A 24,353-nucleotide genomic window follows, 5' to 3' on the forward strand; every position below is an offset into this window, starting at 1 on the left:
CCGGGTACGCCCGATACATGACGCTTCTGTCACGGCTTCATGACAGTTCCGTAACAGACCCCAAGGCGATCGTGCGCCCAAACGCAGCCGCCCCGCGGGCCGCTGCGTCTAACTCCTTGTTAATCCATCAATTCCGAGGGCCAGGGCGGGTTTGCCCCCGCCCGGCTGACAGTAACCGCCGCCGCTGCCGCTCCACGCCGCAAAGCGTCACGAATCGTCTGCTCGTCCAGATCCTTGAGTCGTTCGCGACTCAGCGCGCTGGCTTTTTGAAGGCTGTCGAGCACACCCGCGTTGAACGTATCCCCCGCCCCGACCGTGTCCACCACGCTCACTTTGCGCGCGGGCTCGAACACCCGAAGCGTTGGCGTGATCGCCGTCGCGCCGACGCTGCCATCGGTCAGCAGCACCAGCGCCGTGCCGCCGTCCAGCAACCCCTGCACAAAGGACTCGCGCCCTTGTGGGGCCAGCCAGTCCAGATCCTCAAGCGACAGCTTGACGATATCGGCCATCGCCAGCATCCGACCCAGCCGCGCCCGATAGGCCGCCTCGTCGCGCACGAAACCGGGGCGGATGTTGGGGTCGATCATCAGCACGCGCTTGCCCGCCTCGCGCTGCATCAGCGCTTCGTAGGTCGCGCCACAAGGCTCGACCACCAGCGAGATGCCGCCAAAGAACAGCGCCTGAGCGGTCACGTTCGGCAGGTCGGCAACGCTCAGCAGCCGCCCTGCCGTCCCTTCGTCATAAAACGCATAACGCGCCTGCCCGTCGACCAATTGCACGAAAGCCAGCGTACAGGGCCGATCCGCCGTGACGCTCAGGCTGGTATCCACCCGCGCCTCGGCCAGCTTTGCGCGCAGGATATCGCCCATGAAATCAGCGCTGAGCCCTGAAAAGAACCCGGTCGGCGCGCCAAGCCGCCCCAGCGCGATCGCGGTGTTGAACACGGCCCCGCCCGCGTGGGGCGCAAAAGCGCCGCCGTCCACGGGCAACATGTCAATCAGCGCCTCGCCGCAACACAGGATCATCTGGTCCCCTCCCCGGTTTGATGCTTTGTCTTCGCGGGAAACGGGTGAGTCTGTCAATAAATAAATCACTCTGACTTATCTATTGACAGCCCCCCGCCCCCTTCGCATGGTCAGCGACAGGAGACCCGCCAATGAACACCTCTCACGCGACCAACGCCACCAGCATGCGCCAGTCCAATGGCCGTTTGCTGCTGACCCTGCTGCGCCGCCACGGTCCGCAACCCGGCGCGGCGCTGGCGCGGCTCAGCGGGCTGTCGGCACAGACCGCGTCGGTCATCCTGCGCGATCTGGAAGCCGAAGGGCTGCTGACCCGAGGCGAGCCGCAACGCGGGCGGGTGGGTCAGCCCTCGGTCCCGATGGCGCTGAACCCGGATGGCGCGTTCTTTCTGGGCCTCAAGATCGGCCGTCGCTCGAACGAGATGCTGCTGGTTGATTTCACCGGCCAGATCCGGGGTCGCCGCCTGCGTCGCCACGACTGGCCGACGCCCGACGCCGCCCTGCGATTTGCCCAACTCGCCGCCGATGAGCTGATCGCCCAGCTGCCCGCCGCGCTGCAACCGCGCCTTGCCGGGCTGGGCATCGCCTGTCCGTTCCGGCTGTGGGACTGGCCGGGCGGCTCGGAACAGGCGATGGAGGCCTGGCGCACGGCCGATCTGCGCCACGATCTTTCGGCCACCCTGCCCTATCCGGTATTTCTGGAGAACGACGCCAGCGCCGCCTGCGAGGCCGAGCTGGTCTTCGGCAAGACCGCCCTGCCCGCCGACATCGCTTATGCCTATGTCGGCTTCTTTGCCGGTGGCGGGCTGGCATTGGACGGGCGGTTGCGCAGCGGGCCGCAGGGCAATGCCGGTGCGCTGGGATCGCTCACCGTCCTCGACCGGGCGGGGCAGCCGCGCCAACTGATCGACCTCGCCTCGACGGTCGGCCTTGAGCAGCGCCTGCAGGGTCACGGCCTGTCGCCAGACCTGCTCTGGGCATCGCCCGACGCTTGGGACGTGCCCGAAGCGCTGGTCTCTGACTGGCTGGCCGACGCCGCGCAGGGGCTGGCGCAAGTGGCACTGACGGCCACAGCCCTGCTGGATATCGACGCGATGGTGATCGACGGCTGGATGCCCGCGGCATTGCGGACACGCCTGCTGGTCGCGACCGAGGCGGCGCTGAAAGCCCTGCCCGCCCCCGGCATCACCGCCCCGCGCCTGATCGAAGGCACGCTCGGCCCCGATGCGCGCGCGCTGGGGGCCGCCGCCCTGCCACTGGCGGCACGGTTTCTCAGCGAGACCTGACGCCGTTGCGGTCTCAGCCGCAGTCCTTGAAGTCTTTGTACATCAACCGGGCAAGACTGAGCGCGACGCATTCGCTGGCAGGCACAGTGTCTTTGCCGAGCAGAATGTCGGCAAGGGAATGAAAACTGTCATCCGAGTATGCGCCGATCTCTTCCGGTCCCGCATAGCCCATTGCCCATTCCGCAAAGACGCGCGCTTTAACCACATGGCTCCAGATCAGCGAGACACCGCTGTGGCGCAGATCGTTCTTGATACGCTCGTAACAGAGCTCGACAACCTGCCTGCCACCTTCCAGAACCTGAAAAAACAATTGATCATGGTACATGAGCACACCCGTAATCCCGTCACGCTCATTATTACGCACCGACGCATCGAGGATATCATCCAGCATCAATGCGTCCAACGGTGCCAGCGATCGGCTGACATAGGCGATATGGTGCAAGTGAATAGCGCTGCTCCCAGCATCGAAGGATGAAACCGGACGGAAAAACGGATGGCTACCGCCCCTTTTCAAGGGCTTACGCGATCACACAACGCCGCTGAATGTCAGATCCAGAGGCGATCACAGGTCAAAGGCGCGCGCAACAAATCAAAGGCCGAGCCGCGGCGAACCCATCAACAGACGCTGGAAAAGATGCGTCAAAGCGAACCCTTACCTTATGGGCGCTAACATGAATAAAGCGGGGGGTTCCACCACAAAAGCGCAGCCCGTCGCCCGTGACGTCAAGGAATCTCTCGGGGCCGGAAAACGCCGTGACCTGCGGCCTGCAAGCGCCGTTTAGCCGCCGATCACCACATCCGCCGGCCGCGACCGTTCGATCACGATACGCGCGTTGGGCAGGTCGTTCAGCCGGATCCAGTCCGCCGCGGCGGCACGCCCCTCCCAGCGCTGGATGAGCCGGGCTTCCAGCACGGACAGTGGCACGTCGAGCATCACCGTCAGATCCCAAAATCCGGCCAGCGCCGCCCAGGGCGGATCATTGAGCAACAGGTAATTGCCTTCGACCAGCACGATGCGCACGTCCGGGGTGATCTCGCGGGCCGAGCCTCGCGAGAGATCCAGCGCGCGGTCGAACACCGGCACCAGAACCGGGGCATCATCGGCCCGCACCCGCGCCAGATCGCGCGCCAGTCCCCCGACGTCAAAGGTCCAGGGTGCACCTTTGCGGTCGCGGTGCCCGCGCGCCTCTAGTACAGCGTTATCAAGGTGATAGCCATCCATCGGCAGCACAGCAGCCCGCGTGCCCAGCTCTTGCGCAAGATCGTCGACCAGCGTCGACTTCCCGCTGGCTGGCGCCCCGGCAAGGGCTACGATCAACCGCCCGCCCGACGCCGCCTGCCGCGCGTCGATCAGGGCGGCAAGCGCGTCAGGCGCAAGCACAGCCATGCTCAGACCGCAGTTCCCGTCAGATAGCGCCGCAGCGCCCCGTCCAGAATTTCGCGCCACATCTTGCGATAGCGGGTGTTCTGATCTTCGGGCACCGGACCAATGGCCTGATGCACCAGCTTCAGGCGGCAGCCGCTTGGGCTGGGTTCAAGATCGAAATGCACGCGCCCGGCAACGACACCGCGCACACCGAACCAGCCCTGAATGTAAATCCTGCGGTCCGGGTCAATGGCGTCGACCACGCCCCAGATCACGCCCGACCCTCCGGGGCCCAGTTCCGTCAGTTTTGCACCGAGCTCGGGCTCAAGATGCATATGCCCGCCTTGACCGGTTAGCCGCAAGCTGACCGGCCACCATGCGTCCAGCCCAATCGTCAGCGCCGCGAAAACCGCGGCAGCTGTTGCGACAAACTCATGGTCTTGCCGAATATCGAGTCCCGGCACGCCATGACCGATCATCTTTGTCTCCTCAAAATTGCTGTAGACAGTTTAGCCACGCAACAGAGACATTGGCCAAAAAAAATAACCAAATGGACAGAACTAATTCTGAGGTAAACTCAGGGCCAAGACGCGTCAACCGTTCAATGGAGGCTTGGCTCAGAAGCCGGACAGTTTCCGCATCAGCAAGCTGCCCCTTCGGGCGAATTCGGACTGCCCAAGCAACCCTTGCGCAACCGTCTGCGGGGCCTTTTCGACCTGCGCGAGCAAGGCATCGGCGCGCCATGCGGCCAACAGCGCCGCGCGCGGCAACTGGCGCAGCGCAGGACGTGCAGCCTTCAACCGTGCCCGCGCCTGCCGGGCAAGGGAGACAAGGCTCTCGGGGCGACCGTCGGGCAGAGGGTGACGGCCTGCCGCCTCCAGCGCGGGGATTGCCAGCAGGTAATTGGCCAACCCCTGCGCGGTCCCCAGACTGCGCGCGGCATCGCTTTGCGGACCGCCCAGCACCTGAACCGAGGCCTGCATCAGCGCGCCCGCCGTGCCGTCGAGATAGCGCCACAGTGCCGGTTCATCCTCGAACGGGGCCGAGGTGCCGATCTCGGCCTCGCGCGCGTCGATCATGGCGTTGAGCGGCCCAACCGGCAGCCCGTCGCGGATCAGAACCTGCAGGGGGTCTGCGACCTCATGCGCCTTGGGTTCCTCAAGCGCCACCACATCGCGCCAGAACTGCAGCCGCATCTGCGCGATGATCGCTTCGCGTGTGACCCACGGGGCGCGGGCCAGTTCCAGATTGAAGGCATAGAGCACGAACAGCGGGCCACGCTGGACCACAGGTGCGGCCATCGCGGCCAGAAAGCGGTCCGGATCGCCCCGGTCAACCAGAGCAGCGCAGGCATTGATGGCATCAGGTGTCATGCCCGCCGCATAGCGCGACGGCGGGCGTTTCACCAGCCCCGCGCGTTAGCTGCCTTGCAGGAAGGCGACGATCCGTTGCGCGGTTTCGGGATCATCCACCACCGAGAGATGCGTGGCCCCGGTCAGCGCATATTGCCCTCGGTCTGTAATCGCGCGGAAGGTGGGCTCATAGGCCTCGGCGCGGAAGGCCTCATCCGGCGCGCCCGCGATCAGCAAGAAGGGCGGCAGCGCGGCCACATCCGCTTGCCAGTTGCGACGCGGCGCAAAGCTGGCGTTGAGGCGATACGAATAGGCGCGCGTGGCCGTCTGCCCCTGCGGGCCATCCAACACGCTGGAAGGAAAGCGAAACTGGATCACCGGCAACGCGTTCAGCGCGCGGATATGCACCGCGTTGAGCATCGTCAGTCCGATGACCCGCCGCGTCATCACCCGTGCCCATCCGCCCGACTCGGGCCGCGCGGTGGGGGCGTCGTATTGCACGAAGGGAGAAAGCAAGATGGCGCGGCCGATCAGCCCTCGGTGCGCGCCGCCCGCAAAGCGGATGACCAGCCCACCGCCCGAGGAATGGCCAAGCAGGATCACCTCCTGCCCCGGCGCGGCCTCAAGCGTGATCAGATCGGCCAGATCATCCTCGAACTGGCCGATATAGTCGACATCGCCCCGTCGCTGCGGCGCGGGTCCGTGCCCGCGCAGGTCCGGCGCGATCACGTCAAACCCCTGTGTGGCCAGCGCCGCCCCCAGCCCAGCAAACTGTGCGCCATGCCAGCCCGAGCCATGCACGGCAACGATCAGCGGCGCGCCCTCTTGCCCGGCGTCCCAGCGCCGGAACCCCAACACCGCCCCGTCCCGCGCCCGGTAGCTTTGCAACTCTGGCACCTCAGCACCCTGCAAGACGCTGAAGTCCAGCCCGCCAGTTTCGGCGCGTAGATCCTGCACGGGGCGGTCACTGGCAATCAATCCCAGCGCGAGCGCGCCTGTAATCGTGACACCAAGCGCAACAGAGACGGCAATTTTTCCGAGCACAGTCATTCTTCCTCCAATGCGAACAGGTCATGCACGCTGACCGCCAGCACCTTCGCCAAGGTCAGTGCCAGCGTGGTCGAGGGCACAAACACCCGGTTCTCGATTGTGTTGATGGTCTTGCGGCTGACCCCCGCCTCCTGCGCCAGCTGCGCCTGCGTCAGGCCCGCGCGGCGGCGGTATTCGGCCAGATGGACGATCAGGCTCATCGCATCCTCAGATCATGCAGCACGAAGAGGAACAGGAACGCGGTCGACATCAGGCATCCCATCGCCGCAACCGCGGCAGGCCAGACCACCTGTCCCGTTGCGCCCAGTACCGCAAACAGCGCAAAGATCGCCAGTGATACCCAATAGGCCTGCGCCGACGCGCGCTGCCAGACCAACCGGTACAGCTCGTCCTTCGAGGCCGTGGCGGCAGCGCGGCCCGCCGCCATGAAGGCCACGGAGATCACCGCCGCCGCCAACAGCCCCAGCACCGATGGCCAGTACCACGCCACGGGATCGGGTCGCCCAAGCACCAGAGCAGCCAGACCATAGGCCAGACAGCCCAAGCCGGTCAGACCCAGCGCCGTCGTCCGTATCGCCGCAATCGTTTCGGGCCGCATCGCGCCACCTCCATCAAGTAACCCAAGGGTTACATAACGGCAGCAAGATGTCCCGTCAAGGTTACATTACCGGCTCAATCCCGTCGCGGACCAGCTTCCACGTAATCGCATCCAGCAGCGCGCTGAACGACGCATCGACGATGTTGGCGCTCACCCCCACCGTCGACCAGCGCCGCCCCTGCCCGTCCTCGCTGTCAATGATCACCCGCGTCACGGCTTCTATCCCGCCCTGCGTGATGCGCACCTTGAAGTCGACCAGCTTCATATCGTCAATCGTAGCCTGATACGGTCCAAGATCCTTGCTCAGCGCCTTGTAAAGCGCGTTGACCGGGCCACGATCGGTGCTGGTCTCGTCAACGCTTTCGCTGACCGACAGCACCTTGTGATCGCCGATCTTCACCACCACCACGGCCTCCGAGGCGCTGACCATCTGATCATATCGGTTCTTGCGACGCTCGACGGTGACCCGGTAGCGCTTGATTTCAAAGAAGCTCGGCAACAGCCCCAGTTCTGCACGCGCCAGCAGCTCGAAGCTGGCCTGCGCGCTGTCATAGGCATAGCCCTGATCCTCGCGCGCCTTGACCGCGTCCAGAATGCGCGTCAGCCGGTCGTCGCCCTTGTCGATCTCGATCCCCGCCGATTGCAGCCGCGCCCGCAGGTTCGACTGCCCGGCCTGGTTCGACATCGGGATCACCCGCGTGTTGCCGACCAGCGCGGGCTCGATATGCTCATAGGTGGTCGGGTCTTTCAGGATCGCACTGGCATGCAGCCCGGCCTTATGCGCAAAGGCCGAAGCGCCCACATAAGGCGCCGAGCGCAGCGGAACCCGGTTCAGGATATCGTCCAGCGTGCGCGAGATCTTCACCAGCCCCGCCATAGCCTCACGGGTGATCCCCGTCTCATAGCGGCTGGCATAGGGTTCCTTGAGCAGCAGCGTCGGGATCAGGCTGGTCAGGTTGGCATTCCCGCAGCGCTCGCCCAGCCCGTTCAGCGTGCCCTGAATCTGGCGCACCCCGGCATCGACCGCGGCCAGCGAGGCCGCCACGGCGCTGCCGGTGTCATCATGGCAATGGATGCCGAGATGATCGCCCGGTATCCCCGCCGCGATCACCGCCCGCACGATCGCGCTCACCTCACCGGCCAGCGTCCCGCCGTTGGTGTCGCACAACACCACCCAGCGCGCCCCTGCCTCATAGGCCGCCATCACGCAGGCCAGCGCGTAGTCCGGGTTCGCCTTGTAGCCGTCAAAGAAATGCTCGGCGTCGAACAGCGCCTCGCGACCCTGCGCCACCATATGCGCCACGGACTCGCGGATCGCCTCGATGTTCTCCTCAAGCGCAACGCCCAGCGCGGTCGTCACATGGAAATCATGCGTCTTTCCGACCAGACACACCGCCGGCGTGCCCGCGTTCATCACCCCGGCCAGCACCTCGTCATTCGCCGCCGAACGCCCGACCCGCTTGGTCATCCCAAAGGCGGTGAAAACCGCCCTGGTCTGCGGCCGCGCCTCGAAGAACTCACTGTCGGTCGGGTTCGCGCCTGGCCAGCCGCCTTCGATATAATCGACGCCCAAACCATCCAGCGCCTTGGCGATCGCGACCTTCTCGGGGGTGGAAAACTGCACGCCCTGCGTCTGCTGCCCGTCGCGCAGCGTGGTGTCATACAGATAGAGCCGCTCGCGCTGTCCCCCGATGGGACGCGCGCCTGCCTCGTGCGAATTCAACGACATACCGCCCCCCGTTTACCTTTTCTTAACCCGCGCGCTTCATCTTGCCCGAAATACGCCACGGGGGTCCGGGGGTGTGAAACCCCCGGTTCCGACACCGAAACCCGCGCGCCGCTCACAGCAGCGCCCCCAGTTTGGCCGCATCGAATCCCGGCCCCGGCACCAGCTCGACGCCCGCCTTCGACATGCGCACTTCAACCCCGGCTTCGATCAGCGCCGCCTTCAGCGCATCGACCGGCGCGAAATCCTTGCTCGCCATCGCCGCCTCGCGCAGCGCGGTTAGTTTCGTGGCCAGCGGGGCCAGATCAACGCCCTCAGCCCAATCGCCCATACCCGGTTCCAACAGCCCGAGCAGCTGCGCCGAGGCGAGCAGAACGCCCTTTTCGTAAAAACAATCCTTCTGCGGATTGCTGGCGATGGCTTTGGCCAGCGCGTGCAGCCGGGCCATCGCACCGGCGCCGTTCAGGTCGTCGGCCAATGCGTCAACCACCTCGACGTCCGGCCCCAACGGCTCGGCCCCTGCCGTCAGGCTGCGCCAGTGGCGCAGCACGGCCTCGGCCTCGCGCGCTTTCTCGGCGGTCCAGTCCATCGGTTTGCGGTAATGCGTCGATAGCATCACGAAGCGGATCACCTCACCGGGATAGCCCTGTTCCAGCAGCTCGCGCACGGTGAAGAAATTGCCCAGAGATTTGGACATCTTCTTGCCTTCGACCAGCAGCATCTCGTTATGCATCCAGACCCGCGCAAAGTCGGACCCCGGATGCGCGCAGCAGCTTTGGGCGATCTCGTTCTCGTGGTGGGGGAATTGCAGGTCGATGCCGCCGCCGTGGATGTCGAAGGATGCGCCCAGCAGCTCGAAGCTCATCGCCGAGCACTCGATATGCCAGCCGGGACGGCCCCGGCCCCAAGGCGACTCCCACCCCGGCAGCGAGGCGTCCGAGGGTTTCCACAGCACGAAATCCATCGCGTCGCGCTTGTAGGGCGCGACCTCGACCCGGGCACCGGCGATCATGTCATCGACCGAGCGGCCCGAGAGGCGGCCATAGTCCGGATACGAGCGCACATCGAACAGGACATGGCCTTCGACCTCATAGGCGTGGCCCTTGTCGACAAGCCCTTGAATCATCGCGATCATTGCGCCGATATACTCGGTCGCGCGCGGCTCGAACGTCGGGCGCAGCGCGCCCAGCGCGTCCATGTCGGCGTGATACCAGCCGATTGTTTCCTCGGTCCGCTGGTGGATCAGTTCCTCTAGCGTGCCTTTGGCCCCCGCCTCGTGCCGGGCCAGCGCGGTGGCGTTGATCTTGTCATCGACGTCGGTGAAGTTGCGCACATACCGGACGTGGCCATCGCCATAGACGTGGCGCAGCAGCCGGAACAGCGTGTCGAACACCACCACCGGCCGTGCATTGCCCAGATGCGCGCGGTCATAGACCGTGGGGCCACAGACATACAGCCGCACATCGAGCGGATCGAACGGGGTGAACCCCTCTTTCGAGCGCGAGCGCGTGTTGTAAAGCCGGATCGCGGTCATTTCCTGTCCCTTTCCCGTGCTGATCTCATGCCAAATACACCCCATGCGCGGGGTTAGCGACAGACCTTCCGGGTGGGGAAAGACAGCGCCCCGCGCGACCTTGCGGTCAGCGGGTAATGCAGCAGCAAATGAGGGTGCGCAGCGTTGTCATGCGATTGCCCTAGCACTCTGGCCCTGCACGCGCAAGACAATCAGCGCAGCGCCTGCACCGTGACCGAGGCGGAAACGGCCGCGCGGCGCGAATTCAGCACCTCGCGCCATGTCATCACCAGCCCCCCCGCGATGACGATCGATGCACCCGTCAGGCTGACGGCATCGGGCCAGACGCCGAAAAACGCGATGTCATAGAGTGCCGCCCAGACGAGGGTGAGATAGAAGAACGGGGCGACAAAGCTGGCATCCACCAGCCGGTTTGCGCCCAGAAGCAGAATTTGGGCCGTGACCATGACGACGCCCATGCCGATCAGCCCGGCCCAGACCGTCGCGCCTTGCGGCCAGACAAAGACCGTCAGCGCAACAACCGAGGACAGCACCGCGCCCATGGCGTTGTTGATCAGCATGGTGCGCCCCGGTGGTTCCGAGGTCGCCAGCCGCTTGATCACGATGGCCTCGATCCCCATCGCGACCGCCGCCCCCACCGCCAGCAGCGCGGCGGGCTGGATCACCCCCGCGCCGGGCCGAAGCAGCACCAACGCCCCCAGCATGGCGATCACCGCAGCACCCCAGCGCCACGGACCGACCCGCTCACCCAAGAGGAGCATGGCGAAGAACATCGTGGCGACGGGACTGGTAAAGCTGAGCGCGTTCACATCGGCCAGCGGCAATTGCGCCGCCGCCGCGAACATCAGCCCGCCGCCGGTCCAGCCCAGCAGGGTGCGCACCGCGTGGCGGGTCCAGTTGGGTTTGGGCGTGTCAGGGCCTTGTGCCCAGGCCTTGCGTCCCGAGGCAAGGCGCAGGGACAGGACCACGGCGACGGCCAGAAACCCGAAGACAAAGCGCGCCTGACTGACCATCAGCGGATGGATCACCGTGCCGAGCGCCCCGCTACCCAACGCCTTGGCGATCAACGAGGTGCCCGCGACAAGCATCGTGCAGCCCAGCATCGAGACGACGGCAATCAGGATGGTCGAGCGCATATGCGGGGATTCCGGTCTTGTTCCGGGCGAGCCTAGACGCTTCACAGGCGAAAGAAAAGATCGCCCCTTCGGCCCGCTGAGCAGGATTTTTCGGCAACCGCCGCGCCCCCGTCGCGGGCTGCGCCAACCGTCGTTTCGCCCGGCGGCCCCCTCGCACAAACAGGTCGAGGTGCGGCACCGCCAATCGTGGGCGCATTTGATCTCAATCAAGGTAATGGCGCCAAAAAAACGTGACCCTGCCCCGTATCAATCAGTGCCCCCAGTATCCCGGAGAGCCCATGCGCCTGACAACCCGAACCAACCTCGCCCTGCGTACGCTGATGGTTTGCGCGGTCAATCCGGACCGGATCGTGCGCAAAAGCGATGTCGCCGCTGTCATCAATGGTTCAGAGAACCATCTGGCGCAGGTGGTCAATCAACTGGGGCAATCGGGCTATATCACCACGCTGCGCGGTCGCCATGGCGGTTTCATGCTGGCCCGGCCAGCGCGCGAGATCAGCGTGGGGGCGGTGTTTCGCACCTTCGAATCCGATCTGCCGTTCATCGAATGCATGGCCAAGGACAACACCTGCCCGCTCAAAGGCGTGTGCCGGATGGCCGGCCATCTGACCAACGCGGTCGAGGCTTTCTATGCCACGCTGGACCCGCTGACCGTGGGCGAGCTGGTGGAATGCAATGAGGGTCTGGAATCGATCCTGGCGCTGGATTCGATTGCGCGCGGGGCGTCGCAGGCGCGCTGCGAGAAGGCCAAGACCGTCGCGGCCTAAAAGGTGATGCTGAGCCGGTCGCGCATGATTTCGATGCGCGAGAACCGCTCAAGATACCCCATGCCCAGCAAGGACGCATGCAGCGCGCCCTCATTGACCAGCGCGCGCACCTGCCGGGCGGTGTGCCCCTCCAGCGTGACTTGCGACAAGGTGACCTGCGCCGTGCGCGTGATGCCATTGGCGGTGCTGGCCGTGCCCAGATAGCGCAGATCGTCGGCGTCGAAGCCCAGCTTGGCGGCGTCCTGCTGGGTAAGGACCATCTCGGTCGCGCCGGTGTCGATGATGAAACGCACCGGTTGCACGCGACCATCCGGGCCGGTGATGTCGAGCGTCAGGTGATACTGCCCGTCATGGCTGCGGCGCAGGATCAGCCCCTCGCCATCGGCGGATTGCACGGCTGCGGTGGTGTATTGAAAGTTGTCCCACAGCCCATAGGCCGCCACCGCTCCGGTGAAGATCAGCGCCCAGAGCAGAAGGTGACGCACCACGGTCAGGATGCGTCCGCGTGTGGCCACCAGCATGTAGCTGATCAGAACCGCGCCAAGGATCGTCAGATAGACGAGCCGGGCGATCTGATCATCACTGAGTTGCTCGAAACTGGGCATCCATATGTCCTTGGGGTTCGCTCAATGTAGGCCCGCGAAGGGCCTGCGCCAAGGGATACCGGCTGTCACGCCTGCGTCAGACGATCCCCGCCGCCCGTGCGCCGTTCAGGATAAACTGCACCGACAGCGCCGCCAGCAGCATGCCCAGCAGGCGGGTGATCACCATCTCGCCGGTACGGCCCAGCAGGCGCTCGATCGGCGGGGCGAGCAGGAAAAAGACAAAGGCCGAGCCGACGACGGCCAGCATCACGCCCAGCAGCGCCGCCGCCCCGCCCCAGCCGGTGGTCTGGTTCATCAACAAGATCATCGACGTCATCGCCCCCGGCCCCGCGATCAAGGGCATCGCCAGCGGGAACACCGACGGGTCGGGCGCGTCCTGCGACGCGTGCCCTTCTCGCCGCGGCTGGCGGCGGTCGAACAGCATGTCCAGGGCGGTCAGGAACAACAGCACCCCGCCCGAGATCTGGAATGCGGGCATGGTGATGCCGATGGTCGTCAGGATGCTTTCGCCCGCCAGCCCGAAGAGCGTCAGCAAGGCGGCCGCGATAAGGCAGGCCCGCAGACCCACGGCGCGGCGATTCTGCGCGGTCATGCCTGCGGTCAGCGGGATGAACAGCGGGGCCAGCCCGATCGGATCAATGATCACGAACAGGGTCACAAAGGCCGAGGTGAGAAACGCGAGATCAAGCATGGTGAGAGGCTTCCGTGTCCGCGCGTCAAAGTCAACGCCGCTGTGATTTGACGCAGTGCAGCATAGCTCCATATGGTAAGACTTACGCGAAGATTATTCGAGCTCTCATGCCCCATACATTTCTGCCCGCAGCCGTCGCAACGTTGTTGTTTTCCGTTCCACTGGCAGCGCAGACCGAGCCCGTGCTGAGCCGTCTCGACATCGCCCCGGCGGGTGCTGCCGGTGGCTGTCAGCACGACGGGATCACCGACGCGTTGTGGGCCTGTCTCGATGCGGCGGGCGTGCCGTCGGGTGGCCTGCGCTTCGCGCAGCGCCTTGCCAACGATCCGCGGATTGGCGAACCGGGGGTGGCCACCGATTTTGTTGAACTGGGCGTGGTCGATCTGGCCGAGGTCGAATTCCCCTTCCGCGCCAATACCAATGTGCAGCCGGTCTTCGTGAACGGCGCACGGGGCGCGCTGCTGCCGCAGACGCTGACCGCCGAAAACCCCGACGACCCGCAATCGCGGGCCCTGCGGGCCGCCCATCCGCAGGCCTTTGGCGACTCGCGGCTTCGCGTCACCGGGCATCGTGAATCGGGTGGCCTGCAGCGCTTTGTGCTGATGGAGAACTTGACCGATGGTTGCCGCGCCTGCGCGATTGTCGGGGCTGAACTGCGCGCGGTCGAGTTCCGCGACGGCGTGTTGCAGCGGGTCGAACAGCTGGGGTGGTTGTCGCCCGCGCAAGCCGGTGACGAGACGCGCAACGCGGCGCTTTCCGCAGGCGATCTTCAAGCCGTGCAAGTGGCGTTGACGTTGCGCGGGTATCAGCCGGGCCTGATGGACGGCACCGACCGACCAGAGACCACCGGCGCGCTGGAATCCTTTATGTCAGACAATTGTCTGCCGCCGCAGAGCACCGCGCCACAAGCCGCTCTCGCGCTTCTGGCGGCACCGGGGCCGTATCTGGATACGCCGCCTTGCCACGCAGTCGCAGCGGCAGGTAATTAAACGTCAGACCTTAAAAGTCTGACGTTTACTTACCAGCGTTTTCAACCGCTTCCACGGCTTTCATCCACAAAGCTTCGGCGCGGTCAACGGCGTCCATGACTTCGGCATATTTGCGGTTCCAGACGTCCAGATCGCCTTTGCGCCCGTCTTCATAAAGCTGCGGGTCGGCCAGCTTCTTGGCCAGCTTCTCACGCATCTCTTCCAGCTTGGCGACCCGCTGCTCGCATTTGCGCAGCTCGGATTTCAGCGCCGAAACCTGCTCGCGCGTGGCCTTGGGCTTGGCCGGTTTCTCGGCCTTGGGCTTCTCCGACCCCTCGCCCAGCAACAGCGCGCGGTAGGCGTCGAGGTCTTCGAGATACGGCTCGACCGCGCCGTCCTTGACCAGCCACAGACGGTCCGCGACCAGCGACAGAAGGTGCATGTCGTGGCTGACCAGAATGACCGCGCCGCTATAGGCGGTCAGCGCCTCGACCAGCGCCTCGCGGCTCTCGATATCAAGGTGGTTGGTCGGCTCATCCAGGATCAGCATATGCGGCGCTTCGATGGTCGCAAGCAGCAGCGACAGGCGGGCTTTCTGCCCACCCGACAAGCGGCCCACCACCGTCTCGGCCTGATCGGCCATCAGGCCGAACCCGGCCAGACGCGCGCGCAGACGCGGCTCGCCCTCATTGGGACGGATGCGGCGCAGGTGCTGCACCGGGGTCTCATCAAGGAACAGCTCGTCCACCTGATGCTGCGCGAAATAGCCGACGCGCAGTTTGTTGGACTGCGTATAGCTGCCGCCGCGCGGCTCCAGCTTGCCGGCGAGCAGCTTGGACAGCGTTGACTTGCCCTCACCGTTGCGGCCCAGCAAGGCGATGCGGTCGTCCTGATCAATGCGCAGCCCCAGACGGCGCAGGATGATCGTGTCGCCATAGCCGACCGATACGCCCTCCATGTTGATGATCGGGGGCGAGAGTTCTTCGGGCGCTGGGAAGGTGAAGACGTGCTTCGCCGCCTCGGCCGGCGCGGTGATCGGCGTCATCTTTTCCAGCATCTTGACGCGCGACTGGGCCTGACGGGCTTTCGACGCCTTGGCCTTGAAGCGGTCCACGAAGCTTTGCAGATGCGCGCGGCGCACGTCTTGCTTCTTGGACTCAGCCGCCAGCACCGCGCGCTGTTCGGCGCGGGTCTTGGCGAAGGTGTCATAGCCACCGGTGTAAAGCGTCAGCTTCTTGTCTTCGAGGTGCAGAATCGCCCCGACCGCGCGGTTCAGCAGGCCGCGGTCGTGGCTGATGACGATGACCGTGTGCGGATACTTGGCGAGATAGGCCTCAAGCCAGAGCGCCCCCTCAAGATCGAGATAGTTGGTCGGCTCGTCGAGCAGCAGAAGGTCAGGCTGGGCAAAGAGCACCCCTGCCAGCGCCACGCGCATGCGCCAGCCGCCCGAGAAATCCGAGCAGGGCATGAGCATTTCCTCAGCCGTAAATCCCAGACCTTTCAAAATCGTGCTCGCCCGCCCCTCAGCCGACCACGCATCAATATCGGCCAGACGCGCCTGTATCTCGGCAATGCGATGCGCGTCGGTGGCGGTTTCCGCCTCGGACATAAGCGAAGCGCGCTCGACATCCGCCTCAAGCACCGTGTCCAGCAGGCTGGTCGAGGATGACGGCACCTCTTGCGCGACCCCACCGATGCGGGCGCGGGACGGCAGGCTGATCGAGCCGCCCTCAAGCACCAGCTCGCCCCGGATCAGGCGAAACAGCGTGGTTTTGCCCGAACCGTTGCGGCCCACGAGGCCAACTTTGTGGCCGGTCGGAATGCGCGCCGACGCGCCCACAAGCAGCGGGCGTCCGTCAACAGAGTAACTGAGGTCATTTATGGTCAACATGCTGCGCCGCTTAGCAGAAGGGCGCGACACACGCCAGCGGGGGCCTTTGCGGATGCAGAAATTCTTGAACGGGTTGCATTTCCCCGCCGGCCCGCCTTTGGATGGCGCACACAGCCGAGGTATCCATGCACACGCGAACACCGCCCCATCTGACCACCCTGATCTTGCTGACCGGGATGGCCGTTCTCAGCCTGAACATGTTCCTGCCCTCGCTGCCCCGCATGATCGTCGATCTGGGCGCAACGGAAAGCAGCATGGCGCTGGCCGTCTCGGGCTACATGATCGTCTCGGCCGTGCTGCAACTGATCATGGGACCGATCAGCGACCGGCTTGGCCGCCGCCCGGTGATGCTGTTCGCGGTGGCGCTGTATATGGTGGCCTCGGTCGGTTGCGTGCTGGCGCAGGACGAAATGTTGTTTTTGGTTTTCCGCATGGCACAGGCGGTGATCATCACCAGCACGGTGCTGGGGGCGGCGATCATCCGCGACCAGTTCCCGGCCCGCGAGGCGGCCAGCAAGATGGGCGTGATCGGCGCGTCGATGGCGCTGGCGCCGATGCTGGGGCCGACGGTGGGCGGCATTCTGGATACGGTGATCGGCTGGCGGGCGATTTTCGCGCTCTATGCCGCGCTGGGGGCGATGGCGCTGGCGCTGGTCTGGGTCGATCTGGGCGAGACGCTGAAAACCGGGCCGCGCCCGCTGCGCCTGTCGGATTACACCTCCCTGCTGCGCTCGGGCCGGTTCTGGAGCTATGCGATGTGTCAGGCGTTCTCGGTCGGGGCGTTCTATGTGTTCATCGCAGGCGCGCCGTTCGTGGCCACCCGGCTGTGGAACCTGTCGCCGGCGTGGATCGGGGCCGGGATCGGCTCGATCACCGGGGGGTTCCTGCTGGGCGCGCTGGCGACGGCACGGCTGGCGCCCCGGCTGGGCATCCACCGGCTGATCCTGGTCGGGCGGCTGATCCCGGCGGTGGGGTTGAGCATGGGTCTGCTGGCCTTCCTCATGGGCTATTCCAGCCCGTTCTTGTTGTTCGGATTCACCATGACCGTGGGGATCGGCAATGGCCTGACCATGGCCAATGCCAACACCGGCGCAATCTCGGTGCGGCCCGATCTGGCCGGGACGGCGGCCAGCCTTGCGGGCGCGCTGGCGGTGTCGGGCGGCGCGGCGCTGACGTGGATCACCTTGATGGCGGTAGAGCGCAGCAGCACGCCCATCATGCTGCTGTCGCTGATTCTCGGCTCGGCGCTGGCAGCGCTGGTGGCGGGGATCATCGCGATCTGGCTGGACCGGGCCGGAGGATTTGACGACCTGTGAGCCACAACGCCCACCCGTCGCGGGTTTTCAAGCCCGGCGACCCATGGTAGACGCGCACGGGATTTAACCGGCGGCACGGGCATGGGGCCTTTGTCGCACATCGAGAGAGAGTCACATGGCTATCGAACGCACGCTGTCGATCATCAAGCCCGACGCCACCAACCGCAACCTGACCGGCAAGATCAACGCCAAGTTCGAGGATGCGGGCCTGCGGATCGTCGCGCAAAAGCGCATTCACCTGACCCCGGCGCAGGCTGGCCAGTTCTATGAAGTGCACAAAGAGCGCCCCTTCTATGGCGAACTGTGTGAATTCATGGCGTCGGCTCCGGTCGTCGTGCAGGTTCTGGAAGGCGAAGGCGCCATTGCCAAGAACCGCGAAGTGATGGGCGCAACCAACCCGGCGCAAGCCGACGAAGGCACCATCCGCGCCGATTTCGCGCTGTCGGTCGGCGAGAACTCGGTCCACGGTTCGGACGCGCCGGAAACCGCCGCGCAGGAAATCGCGTATTTCTTCTCGGGTCTAGAGCTGGTCGGCTGAGCCACCGCTTGATGAACGATTGAGGGCGGGGAATTTCCCCGCCCTTTTTCTATGCGCGCGTTCAGGCGCTTACCGGCAGCGACGGTTGGTTTCGCGCGTGGCCAGTCCGGTCTCGACCAGCAGGCAGCGGTCGCGGGCGTCGTAATAATAGCCGCGCGCGTAATGCATCACCGCCTCATCCATATCGCCATCCGACACCAGCCACGCGCCGCGCAGATAGCGCCCGGCGTAGCGCAGGTTCACCTCGGGATCGAGCAACTCGCGCGGCTCGCCACGAAAGCCCATGGTCCGGGCGGTCTGTGGCAGGATCTGCATCAGCCCGTAATACGGCCCGTTGCGGGCATCGGCGCGGTAGTCGCTTTCGCGCTGGATGACGCGGTGCAGCAGCGCCTCGGGGATCTCCAGATCCCGCGACGCCCGCACGATGAGCACGCGCATTTGCGGCGTCTCTCCGGGGAACAGGCGGCTGGGCACGTCAATGTCATCCGGGCGCCCGCCACCGCAGGCAGCCAGCGCCAGCACCACGAGCAAGGCCAGGGTTGTCTTCATCATCGGCACTGTCATCCGCTCCGTCGTTTACGCCGGGGTCCGGCAGGGTCGATCACGCCGATCTCATCAAGGATCGCCTCGATTCCCTCAATCCCCCCTTGTGCCTTATGCGCGGCTTTCAGCCCATCAAAGCGCAGACGCAGCGCGTCCTTTTCCGCGCCCTTGCAATCATTCCACGGCCGACCCTGCAGGGCCATGTGCAACACGTAGTAAACGATGAAATGCGGCCGCTCGCCGGATTTGAGCAAAAGGGCATAGGCCGCATCAGCGCCAAGGTCGCGCAGCGTTTCGGCGTCATGGATCCCGGCGCGGGCGAAGCTCTCTTCGCTCGCGGGGCCAAGGTTGCGCAGGTCTGAAATCGGTGTCGGCATGGGTAAAGAGTGCTGCGTGGCGAGGCGGTTGGCAAGAGGTCGTGACAGAGTGACGTTAAGCAGGGCGCGAACCGGTGCAGCCCGCCGGATACCCATGCGCGCGGTTTTGTATCAGCGGAAGTTGCGGCCATGCGTATTGTCAGGCATTATTTATTTTCAACACGTTGCAACCTGAAAGCAGCGTATAGTTCAGGTTTCCGCGCTTTGGCGTCGGAAACCTCCACCTTGTTTCCCAGCATGCCGGCGACGGACTTAGACTAATCAAACTTGCCCACACTTAATGTCAGTCATTATAATGCCTGACATCTATAAACAGAATTCCGCTTGTCGTCTCCCGCCCCGCCAGCCTAGCCTGCGCAAAACACTGGAGCCTCCCCATGGACCTGCCTTTCGACGGCGCGATTTCCGAGTATTTCAAGAATGGCGCCCCCAAGGCGGTGCGCAAGGCGATTGAAGAGGGTGCCAAGCGCGACATCCTGATCGACGACTTCCCCTATGACCGCTGGATGAAAAAGGACGACTACGAAGCGCGGATGAAAGACCTGCAGGTCGAGCTGGTCAAATTTCAGCGCTGGGTCGAGTCGTCCGGCCAGCGCATCGTCGTGGTCTTCGAGGGGCGCGATACGGCGGGCAAGTCCGGCGCGATCAAGCGGGTGCGCGAGAACCTCAACCCGCGTGGTGCGAAGACCGTCGCCCTGCCCAAACCGACCGACCGCGAGCGCACACAATGGTACTTTCAGCGCTATATCGCCCATCTGCCCGCCGCCGGAGAAATCGCGCTGCTGGACCGCAGTTGGTACAACCGTGCCGTGGTCGAACAGGTCTTTGGCTTCTGCACCCCTGAGCAACGCGCCCATTTCTTTGACCAGTTGCCGGGCTTCGAGAAGGCTCTGGTCGATGACGGCATCCAGCTGATCAAACTGTGGTTCAACGTCGGTCAGGCCGAACAGCTCCGCCGTATGCTGGAGCGTGAAAAGCACCCGCTCAAGCAATGGAAGCTGTCGTCGATTGACGTGAACGGGCTGGAAAAATGGGACGCCTATACCAAGGCAATCGGCGAGACCTTCGCGCGCTCGGATTTCAGCTTTGCTCCCTGGACCGTGATCCGCGGCGACGACAAATACCGTGCCCGGATCGCGGCTGTGCAACGGCTGCTCTCAAGCTTCGACTACGACCGCAAGGATGAGGCGGCTCTGGGCGCGCTGGACGCGGGGATCACTGGCGGAGTGGCGCTGTGGCCGGGTCGTTAACCACCAAGGGGCACGGTGCGCGCGACAGCCACACCAGCCCGCCCTGCCCCGCCAACAGCGCGCCGGTGGCGTGATCGCCCTGCACCATCGCCAGCCGCATCCCCGATACCGGCCCCAGCGCCCGCATGAGCAGATGGGCGGACGCGGCAGCACGCGGCGCGGGTTTCCAGATCACCCCGCGCCCGGCCCCGGCAAGCAACACCCCGACGATCCGCGCAAAGGCGGTCGCGGCGGCACTGAGCACAATCAGCGGCCCGTCACCGGGCGGTAAGGTTACCGGCATGCGCGGGGGCGCGACAGCGTCGGCGTACCCTTCCTCGCGGCGCAGCGCCCGCAAGAGATAGGCGCTGCCGGCATAGGCTTCCTCAAGCGCGGCCCTTTCGGGCAGCGGCCCGCGCAAACCCGCGACCGCGCGTGCGATATCGCCCTGCTCGGCGCAAGCGATTGTGCCCATGCGGCCGCCGTCGAACGGGTGAACCGGCACGGCACGTGTGCCAAGGGGCGCCGTCCAGCGCCCCCCGATATAGCAGGTGAACAGCCTCTCGTTCAGCTCGGCGCGAAACTGAGGGTCGATCAAGGGATCAGGTGCCCGTCGTGGCCGTGCAGCTGGCGGTCAGCTCTTCATAGCGCTGAACGATCCAGTTGGGCGCATCGGCGGGCAGCGTATCGGTGATCGCGGCCTGAACCTGAGCGAACAGCGCAACCGAGCGCGCGTTGTCGACCATCGGCACAGTCCCCGGCGGCACGGCGTTCTGGAAGACGATCAGCGCGACAGCGATCAGCAGAATGCCGCGCAACACACCGAAGAAGAACCCCAGGCCCTGATCAAGCCCCCCGAGCGCCGAATTGCGGATTAGGCTGGAGAACAGCGGCGTGAACAGCGCCACCAGCACCAGCATGATCGCAAAGACCCCGGCAAACGCCGCAATGATTGTCAGCTCGCAACTGTCGCCCAGAATATTGCCGATATAGGGGATCTCGCGGACCAAGGGCTCGAACGTGGGGGCCATGACAAAGGCGACCACGGCAGCAACGATCCAGCCCGCGATTGCCAGCAACTCCCGCACCAGCCCCCGCGAATAGGCGAGGATGGCCGAGACAATGATGACCAGCGCGACTGCGGCGTCGACCAGAGTAAAGGAATCCATAGAAATCCGCTCCTTGGCACTATCCCGCGCCGAAAACTTCGCCGACAAAACCCGTGAGATCCGTCATCTCGCGCAGCTGAACGCCGACCTTGGGCCCTGCTTTACCACCTTTGGGTAGCATGGCCGTGGTGAAACCAAGTTTTGCGGCTTCTTTCAACCTGTTTTCTGTCTGGCTTACCGGCCGCAACGCGCCCGACAGAGAGATTTCCCCAAAGACGACAGTGTCTGCGGGCAGTGCGATGTCTTCCCGCGCACTTAAAAGTGCGGCAGCGACCGCCAGATCCGCCGCGGGTTCGCTGACGCGCATCCCCCCGGCGACGTTGAGAAAGACGTCGAGCCCGGCGAAAGGGATGCCGCAGCGGGCCTCGAGCACGGCCAGAATCGTCGACAGCCGCCCGCTGTCCAGTCCGACCACCGTACGCCGTGGGTTGGACAAGGGGGACGGCGCGACGAGGGCCTGAATTTCGGTCAGCATCGGGCGCGTGCCTTCGATCCCGGCGAAAACCACCGAACCGGGGGCGGGTTTGCCGCGCTCGGACAGGAACAGGGCCGAAGGGTTTGGCACCTCGGCCAGCCCCGCGCCGGTCATCTCGAACACGCCGATCTCATCAGCCGGGCCGAAGCGGTTCTTGACGGCGCGCAGGATGCGGAACTGGTGGCCGCGCTCGCCCTCGAAATAGAGCACACAGTCGACCATATGCTCGATCACGCGGGGACCGGCGATCTGGCCATCCTTGGTGACATGGCCGACCAGAATCACCGACACGCCGCGCTGTTTGGCCAGCGTGACCAACTCATGCGCCGCCGCGCGCAGCTGCGAAACGCTGCCTGGGGCAGAGCCGATGTTGTCCAGCCACATGGTCTGGATCGAGTCGATGATCACCAGATCGGGGCGCTCGGTGTCGAGCGTGGTCAGGATGTCGCGCAGGTTGGTTTCAGCGCCCAGCCGCACCGGCGCATCGCCCAAGCCAAGTCGTTGCGCGCGCATGCGAACCTGAGCGGCGGCTTCTTCGCCGGAAATATAGAGCGTGTTCAAACCGTTGCGTGCGAAGGCTGCGACGGCCTGCAACAGCAGGGTTGATTTGCCGATGCCCGGATCGCCGCCAACGAGGATGGCAGATGCCTTGACCAGACCGCCGCCCAGCACGCGGTCGAATTCGGCCACGCCGGACAGGGTGCGGGGGGGCGGTGCCTCTTGCGTGGTCAGCGTGCTCAGCTGGATCGAGCGGCCGCGCGCCACCGGGCCCTTGGGACCGGCGTTCAGCGGTGCTTCTTCAACGATGGAATTCCACGCGCCACAGGCGTCGCAGCGCCCGCTCCATTTGGTATGGAGCGCGCCGCATTCCGTGCAGGTGAATTGGGGGGATGCCTTGGCCATGCAGGGGTTATCGCCTGCCCGTCCGCGCCGCGCAAGAGAGGCGCGGGTCACGCGGGCGGGAGGTGCCCCTTCAGGATCATCGGCAGGCCAGCGGCGGTGAAAACCACGGTGTCGGCCTGGGCCGCGATCTGTTGGTTGAGCCGTCCCGCCGCGTCGCGGAAGCGACGGGCGAGCGCGTTATCAGGCACGATGCCAAGGCCGACTTCATTCGCGACAAGAACCGTCAGGCCCGGACGGGCGGCGAGGGTATCGCGCAACGTCTGCGTGGCGGGGTCAATGGGGTGCTCGCCCAGCATCAGATTGGTGAGCCAGAGCGTCAGGCAGTCGATCAGGACAGGCTGGTCGTCAGGGGCGGCGGCAAGGGCGTCAGCCAGCGCGAGGGGGGCTTCACAGGTCGTCCAGCCCTGCCCGTCCCGTTGTTGGCGGTGGTCGGCGATGCGCTGGCGCATCTCATCATCCCACGCCTGCCCCGTGGCGATGTAGAGCGGCGCGGCACCTGCTGCGAGCGTCAGGCGCTCGGCTAGGGCACTTTTGCCCGAACGCGCGCCGCCCAGCACCAGCACCGTGCTCATGCCCAGTCCACCTGTACCCAGCCGCCAAAAGCAATGTCGCTTTGCCAGCCATTTTCATCGCCGCGCGCCGTCTTCGCTGCCTTGATAACCCCCGCATGCGTGACGACCAAGGCAGGCCCGGGGCCCTGAGCCGCATCACTCAGCGCCGCAGTAACGCGGTCGTAGAGTTGCTGCACCGATTCCCCCCCATGTGGCCGCGCGCCCAGAAAATCACGCATCCAGTCGTCGAGTTGATCACGCGGGATGGCATCCCAGGGCGTGTTCTCCCACGCACCGAAATCCATCTCGATCAGACGTTCATCCAGTTCCACCGGCAGGTCGCGGCTTTGCGCCACGGCTTGCGCAAGTCGGTGGCAGCGCGACAGGGGCGAGGACAGAATGCGCGTTACATCAGGCAACTCCGCGGCGATGCGCGCGGCCTCGGCCGCAAAGCTGTCGTCCAGTTGCATGTCGGTGCGTCCATAGCAGGTTCCCTCGGCCCGTTCCGGTCGAGTGTGACGCAAAAGTATTAACGCCATGCTAAAACTCCCAACAAAAAGCCCAAGTCACCCAGCACCTGCGCCGCGCCCAGCACGTCACCGGTGAGTCCGCCCAGCCGCTTGACGGCCCAGGCGCGCATCAACCCTTGCGCGGCGATCAAACCGCCCAGCGCCGGAACCAGCGCCCAGCCGAGCGTCGCGCCCGTCAGCACGGTCGCCGCGAGCAGCGCTGCGAACAGCGGCCAGCGGGTCGCGCCCAGCGGTCCGGTCATTCCGGTGCCCGCCCCTGCGGCACGCACATAGGGCCCGGCGCGCAGCATCATGGCCATGCCCGCACGACTGAGGCTCTGCCCCGCGATCAAGGCGACGGGCGCAAACGGCCCCAGCGCGGCGAGCGCCGCCACGCGAGCCGCAAGCGCCAGTCCCAACGCCAGGGTGCCGTAGCTGCCGATCCGGCTGTCGCGCATAATTTCGAGCGCGCGCTCACGCGGACAGCCCGAACCGAGACCGTCGAACGTATCGGCCAGCCCGTCCTCATGCAGCGCCCCGGTCAGCAACAATCCCGCCGCGACCGCGATGATTGCGGCAATGACAGGCGGCCAGACCAGCGCCGCCAACCACCAGATCACCGCCGTGAGACCACCGATCAACAGGCCTATAGCCGCAAACCAGCCCGGCGCGCGGGCGAAATCGGCACTCTCAAGCGCGCCCGCAGGGAGCCGCGTCAGAAATGCCAGAGCTGCGCGCGCGCCTCGCATCG

28 protein-coding genes are annotated in these 24,353 nt (G+C 65.3%); 6 read left to right on the plus strand and 22 right to left on the minus strand.

The features are described from left to right. Positions 1-119 precede the first annotated feature (119 nt). Positions 120-1,025 (minus strand): carbohydrate kinase family protein, encoded by a 906-nt coding sequence (locus EAE28_RS02610; RefSeq protein ID WP_127104255.1) that lies wholly within the window; start codon positions 1,023-1,025, stop codon positions 120-122. Positions 1,026-1,156: 131 nt separating this feature from the next. Between EAE28_RS02610 and EAE28_RS02615 the strand changes: the two genes are divergently transcribed. Further along, on the plus strand, positions 1,157-2,308 hold the full coding sequence (locus tag EAE28_RS02615; protein ID WP_127104256.1) for an ROK family transcriptional regulator: 1,152 nt from the start codon (positions 1,157-1,159) through the stop codon (positions 2,306-2,308). Positions 2,309-2,321: 13 nt separating this feature from the next. On the opposite strand, the gene EAE28_RS02620 is transcribed toward EAE28_RS02615, so the two are convergent. The 10 genes from EAE28_RS02620 to EAE28_RS02665 all read right to left on the minus strand — a co-directional run bounded on the left by EAE28_RS02620 (position 2,322) and on the right by EAE28_RS02665 (position 11,070). Next, positions 2,322-2,822, minus strand: a complete 501-nt coding sequence (locus tag EAE28_RS02620; protein WP_127104257.1) for a BLUF domain-containing protein — start codon at positions 2,820-2,822, stop codon at positions 2,322-2,324. Positions 2,823-3,086: 264 nt separating this feature from the next. Next, positions 3,087-3,695 (minus strand): nucleoside/nucleotide kinase family protein, encoded by a 609-nt coding sequence (locus EAE28_RS02625; RefSeq protein WP_127104258.1) that lies wholly within the window; start codon positions 3,693-3,695, stop codon positions 3,087-3,089. Between the two features lie 2 nt (positions 3,696-3,697). After that, positions 3,698-4,153, minus strand: a complete 456-nt coding sequence (locus tag EAE28_RS02630; RefSeq protein WP_127104259.1) for an SRPBCC family protein — start codon at positions 4,151-4,153, stop codon at positions 3,698-3,700. A gap of 138 nt (positions 4,154-4,291) precedes the next feature. After that, the gene (locus tag EAE28_RS02635; RefSeq protein WP_127104652.1) at positions 4,292-5,047 is read right to left on the minus strand and encodes a squalene/phytoene synthase family protein; all 756 of its coding nucleotides are present in this window, start codon (positions 5,045-5,047) and stop codon (positions 4,292-4,294) included. Positions 5,048-5,092: 45 nt separating this feature from the next. Next, positions 5,093-6,076: an alpha/beta hydrolase gene (locus EAE28_RS02640; protein ID WP_127104260.1), complete on the minus strand. Its 984-nt coding sequence runs from the start codon at positions 6,074-6,076 to the stop codon at positions 5,093-5,095. Beyond that, positions 6,073-6,276 (minus strand): helix-turn-helix transcriptional regulator, encoded by a 204-nt coding sequence (locus EAE28_RS02645; protein WP_127104261.1) that lies wholly within the window; start codon positions 6,274-6,276, stop codon positions 6,073-6,075. The genes EAE28_RS02640 and EAE28_RS02645 overlap by 4 nt, the downstream gene beginning before the upstream one ends. Further along, entirely contained in the window at positions 6,273-6,674 is a 402-nt protein-coding gene (locus EAE28_RS02650) for a hypothetical protein (RefSeq protein WP_127104262.1), read from the minus strand. The genes EAE28_RS02645 and EAE28_RS02650 overlap by 4 nt, the downstream gene beginning before the upstream one ends. Positions 6,675-6,735: 61 nt before the next feature. Continuing rightward, entirely contained in the window at positions 6,736-8,403 is a 1,668-nt protein-coding gene (gene cimA / locus EAE28_RS02655; protein ID WP_127104263.1) for a citramalate synthase, read from the minus strand. Positions 8,404-8,515: 112 nt separating this feature from the next. Further along, positions 8,516-9,934, minus strand: a complete 1,419-nt coding sequence (gene cysS / locus EAE28_RS02660) for a cysteine--tRNA ligase (RefSeq protein ID WP_127104264.1) — start codon at positions 9,932-9,934, stop codon at positions 8,516-8,518. Between the two features lie 191 nt (positions 9,935-10,125). Continuing rightward, positions 10,126-11,070: a DMT family transporter gene (locus tag EAE28_RS02665; protein WP_127104265.1), complete on the minus strand. Its 945-nt coding sequence runs from the start codon at positions 11,068-11,070 to the stop codon at positions 10,126-10,128. Positions 11,071-11,348: 278 nt separating this feature from the next. On the opposite strand from EAE28_RS02665, the gene EAE28_RS02670 reads away from it, so the two are divergent. Then, positions 11,349-11,837, plus strand: a complete 489-nt coding sequence (locus EAE28_RS02670; protein WP_127104266.1) for an RrF2 family transcriptional regulator — start codon at positions 11,349-11,351, stop codon at positions 11,835-11,837. Here EAE28_RS02670 and EAE28_RS02675 read toward each other — a convergent pair. Both EAE28_RS02675 and EAE28_RS02680 read right to left on the minus strand, forming a co-directional pair. Then, complete coding sequence (locus tag EAE28_RS02675) at positions 11,834-12,442, minus strand: retropepsin-like aspartic protease family protein (protein ID WP_127104267.1); 609 nt, start codon at positions 12,440-12,442, stop codon at positions 11,834-11,836. The genes EAE28_RS02670 and EAE28_RS02675 overlap by 4 nt on opposite strands. Before the next feature lie 76 nt (positions 12,443-12,518). After that, complete coding sequence (locus EAE28_RS02680; protein ID WP_127104268.1) at positions 12,519-13,133, minus strand: MarC family protein; 615 nt, start codon at positions 13,131-13,133, stop codon at positions 12,519-12,521. Between the two features lie 107 nt (positions 13,134-13,240). On the opposite strand from EAE28_RS02680, the gene EAE28_RS02685 reads away from it, so the two are divergent. After that, positions 13,241-14,122 carry a hypothetical protein gene (locus EAE28_RS02685; protein ID WP_127104269.1) on the plus strand — a complete coding sequence of 294 codons (882 nt, stop codon included), beginning with the start codon at positions 13,241-13,243 and terminating at the stop codon, positions 14,120-14,122. 25 nt (positions 14,123-14,147) lie between these two features. On the opposite strand, the gene EAE28_RS02690 is transcribed toward EAE28_RS02685, so the two are convergent. Continuing rightward, positions 14,148-15,992 carry an ABC-F family ATP-binding cassette domain-containing protein gene (locus tag EAE28_RS02690; protein WP_127104270.1) on the minus strand — a complete coding sequence of 615 codons (1,845 nt, stop codon included), beginning with the start codon at positions 15,990-15,992 and terminating at the stop codon, positions 14,148-14,150. A gap of 125 nt (positions 15,993-16,117) precedes the next feature. Here EAE28_RS02690 and EAE28_RS02695 point away from each other — a divergent pair, with 125 nt between their 5' ends. Both EAE28_RS02695 and ndk read left to right on the plus strand, forming a co-directional pair. Continuing rightward, the gene (locus EAE28_RS02695; protein WP_127104271.1) at positions 16,118-17,308 is read left to right on the plus strand and encodes a multidrug effflux MFS transporter; all 1,191 of its coding nucleotides are present in this window, start codon (positions 16,118-16,120) and stop codon (positions 17,306-17,308) included. Positions 17,309-17,423: 115 nt separating this feature from the next. Beyond that, complete coding sequence (gene ndk, locus EAE28_RS02700; RefSeq protein WP_127104272.1) at positions 17,424-17,846, plus strand: nucleoside-diphosphate kinase; 423 nt, start codon at positions 17,424-17,426, stop codon at positions 17,844-17,846. 69 nt (positions 17,847-17,915) lie between these two features. On the opposite strand, the gene EAE28_RS02705 is transcribed toward ndk, so the two are convergent. Continuing rightward, positions 17,916-18,395, minus strand: a complete 480-nt coding sequence (locus tag EAE28_RS02705) for a lytic transglycosylase domain-containing protein (protein WP_127104653.1) — start codon at positions 18,393-18,395, stop codon at positions 17,916-17,918. An 11-nt stretch (positions 18,396-18,406) separates the two neighbouring features. Further along, on the minus strand, positions 18,407-18,766 hold the full coding sequence (locus EAE28_RS02710; RefSeq protein ID WP_127104273.1) for a TfoX/Sxy family protein: 360 nt from the start codon (positions 18,764-18,766) through the stop codon (positions 18,407-18,409). A 377-nt stretch (positions 18,767-19,143) separates the two neighbouring features. Between EAE28_RS02710 and ppk2 the strand changes: the two genes are divergently transcribed. Continuing rightward, positions 19,144-20,016 carry a polyphosphate kinase 2 gene (gene ppk2 / locus EAE28_RS02715; RefSeq protein WP_127104274.1) on the plus strand — a complete coding sequence of 291 codons (873 nt, stop codon included), beginning with the start codon at positions 19,144-19,146 and terminating at the stop codon, positions 20,014-20,016. On the opposite strand, the gene EAE28_RS02720 is transcribed toward ppk2, so the two are convergent. Genes EAE28_RS02720 through cobS form a run of 6 tightly spaced genes read right to left on the minus strand, consistent with a single transcriptional unit; the run spans position 19,982 to position 24,351 of the window. Continuing rightward, positions 19,982-20,593, minus strand: coding sequence for an aldehyde dehydrogenase family protein (locus EAE28_RS02720; protein WP_127104275.1), 612 nt, complete (start codon positions 20,591-20,593; stop codon positions 19,982-19,984). The genes ppk2 and EAE28_RS02720 overlap by 35 nt on opposite strands. Before the next feature lie 4 nt (positions 20,594-20,597). After that, positions 20,598-21,164, minus strand: a complete 567-nt coding sequence (locus EAE28_RS02725) for a CvpA family protein (protein ID WP_127104276.1) — start codon at positions 21,162-21,164, stop codon at positions 20,598-20,600. 19 nt (positions 21,165-21,183) lie between these two features. Further along, positions 21,184-22,542 (minus strand): DNA repair protein RadA, encoded by a 1,359-nt coding sequence (gene radA, locus EAE28_RS02730; RefSeq protein ID WP_127104277.1) that lies wholly within the window; start codon positions 22,540-22,542, stop codon positions 21,184-21,186. A 47-nt stretch (positions 22,543-22,589) separates the two neighbouring features. After that, positions 22,590-23,114, minus strand: a complete 525-nt coding sequence (cobU, locus tag EAE28_RS02735; RefSeq protein WP_127104278.1) for a bifunctional adenosylcobinamide kinase/adenosylcobinamide-phosphate guanylyltransferase — start codon at positions 23,112-23,114, stop codon at positions 22,590-22,592. Continuing rightward, entirely contained in the window at positions 23,111-23,632 is a 522-nt protein-coding gene (gene cobC, locus EAE28_RS02740; RefSeq protein WP_127104279.1) for an alpha-ribazole phosphatase, read from the minus strand. The genes cobU and cobC overlap by 4 nt, the downstream gene beginning before the upstream one ends. Next, the gene (gene cobS / locus EAE28_RS02745; RefSeq protein ID WP_127104280.1) at positions 23,623-24,351 is read right to left on the minus strand and encodes an adenosylcobinamide-GDP ribazoletransferase; all 729 of its coding nucleotides are present in this window, start codon (positions 24,349-24,351) and stop codon (positions 23,623-23,625) included. Before cobS ends, cobC begins: the two co-directional genes overlap by 10 nt. Positions 24,352-24,353: the final 2 nt, after the last annotated feature.

The sequence above is a fragment of the Pararhodobacter zhoushanensis genome (assembly GCF_003990445.1).
Taxonomy (GTDB): Bacteria; Pseudomonadota; Alphaproteobacteria; order Rhodobacterales; family Rhodobacteraceae; genus Pararhodobacter; species Pararhodobacter zhoushanensis.

Bases quoted from the DNA above. Each gene is read 5' to 3' on its own strand.
- EAE28_RS02665 (WP_127104265.1), bottom strand. From the start codon at position 11,070: ATGCGCTCGACCATCCTGATTGCCGTCGTCTCGATGCTGGGCTGCACG.
- EAE28_RS02670 (WP_127104266.1), top strand. From the start codon at position 11,349: ATGCGCCTGACAACCCGAACCAACCTCGCCCTGCGTACGCTGATGGTT.
- ppk2 (WP_127104274.1), top strand. From the start codon at position 19,144: ATGGACCTGCCTTTCGACGGCGCGATTTCCGAGTATTTCAAGAATGGC.
- EAE28_RS02625 (WP_127104258.1), bottom strand. From the start codon at position 3,695: ATGGCTGTGCTTGCGCCTGACGCGCTTGCCGCCCTGATCGACGCGCGG.
- EAE28_RS02675 (WP_127104267.1), bottom strand. From the start codon at position 12,442: ATGCCCAGTTTCGAGCAACTCAGTGATGATCAGATCGCCCGGCTCGTC.
- ndk (WP_127104272.1), top strand. From the start codon at position 17,424: ATGGCTATCGAACGCACGCTGTCGATCATCAAGCCCGACGCCACCAAC.
- EAE28_RS02705 (WP_127104653.1), bottom strand. From the start codon at position 18,395: ATGAAGACAACCCTGGCCTTGCTCGTGGTGCTGGCGCTGGCTGCCTGC.
- EAE28_RS02615 (WP_127104256.1), top strand. From the start codon at position 1,157: ATGAACACCTCTCACGCGACCAACGCCACCAGCATGCGCCAGTCCAAT.
- EAE28_RS02725 (WP_127104276.1), bottom strand. From the start codon at position 21,164: ATGGATTCCTTTACTCTGGTCGACGCCGCAGTCGCGCTGGTCATCATT.
- EAE28_RS02640 (WP_127104260.1), bottom strand. From the start codon at position 6,076: ATGACTGTGCTCGGAAAAATTGCCGTCTCTGTTGCGCTTGGTGTCACG.
- cobC (WP_127104279.1), bottom strand. From the start codon at position 23,632: ATGGCGTTAATACTTTTGCGTCACACTCGACCGGAACGGGCCGAGGGA.
- cobS (WP_127104280.1), bottom strand. From the start codon at position 24,351: ATGCGAGGCGCGCGCGCAGCTCTGGCATTTCTGACGCGGCTCCCTGCG.
- EAE28_RS02630 (WP_127104259.1), bottom strand. From the start codon at position 4,153: ATGATCGGTCATGGCGTGCCGGGACTCGATATTCGGCAAGACCATGAG.
- cimA (WP_127104263.1), bottom strand. From the start codon at position 8,403: ATGTCGTTGAATTCGCACGAGGCAGGCGCGCGTCCCATCGGGGGACAG.
- EAE28_RS02695 (WP_127104271.1), top strand. From the start codon at position 16,118: ATGCACACGCGAACACCGCCCCATCTGACCACCCTGATCTTGCTGACC.
- EAE28_RS02635 (WP_127104652.1), bottom strand. From the start codon at position 5,047: ATGACACCTGATGCCATCAATGCCTGCGCTGCTCTGGTTGACCGGGGC.
- EAE28_RS02645 (WP_127104261.1), bottom strand. From the start codon at position 6,276: ATGAGCCTGATCGTCCATCTGGCCGAATACCGCCGCCGCGCGGGCCTG.
- EAE28_RS02690 (WP_127104270.1), bottom strand. From the start codon at position 15,992: ATGTTGACCATAAATGACCTCAGTTACTCTGTTGACGGACGCCCGCTG.
- EAE28_RS02710 (WP_127104273.1), bottom strand. From the start codon at position 18,766: ATGCCGACACCGATTTCAGACCTGCGCAACCTTGGCCCCGCGAGCGAA.
- EAE28_RS02650 (WP_127104262.1), bottom strand. From the start codon at position 6,674: ATGCGGCCCGAAACGATTGCGGCGATACGGACGACGGCGCTGGGTCTG.
- cobU (WP_127104278.1), bottom strand. From the start codon at position 23,114: ATGAGCACGGTGCTGGTGCTGGGCGGCGCGCGTTCGGGCAAAAGTGCC.
- EAE28_RS02685 (WP_127104269.1), top strand. From the start codon at position 13,241: ATGCCCCATACATTTCTGCCCGCAGCCGTCGCAACGTTGTTGTTTTCC.
- radA (WP_127104277.1), bottom strand. From the start codon at position 22,542: ATGGCCAAGGCATCCCCCCAATTCACCTGCACGGAATGCGGCGCGCTC.
- EAE28_RS02680 (WP_127104268.1), bottom strand. From the start codon at position 13,133: ATGCTTGATCTCGCGTTTCTCACCTCGGCCTTTGTGACCCTGTTCGTG.
- cysS (WP_127104264.1), bottom strand. From the start codon at position 9,934: ATGACCGCGATCCGGCTTTACAACACGCGCTCGCGCTCGAAAGAGGGG.
- EAE28_RS02610 (WP_127104255.1), bottom strand. From the start codon at position 1,025: ATGATCCTGTGTTGCGGCGAGGCGCTGATTGACATGTTGCCCGTGGAC.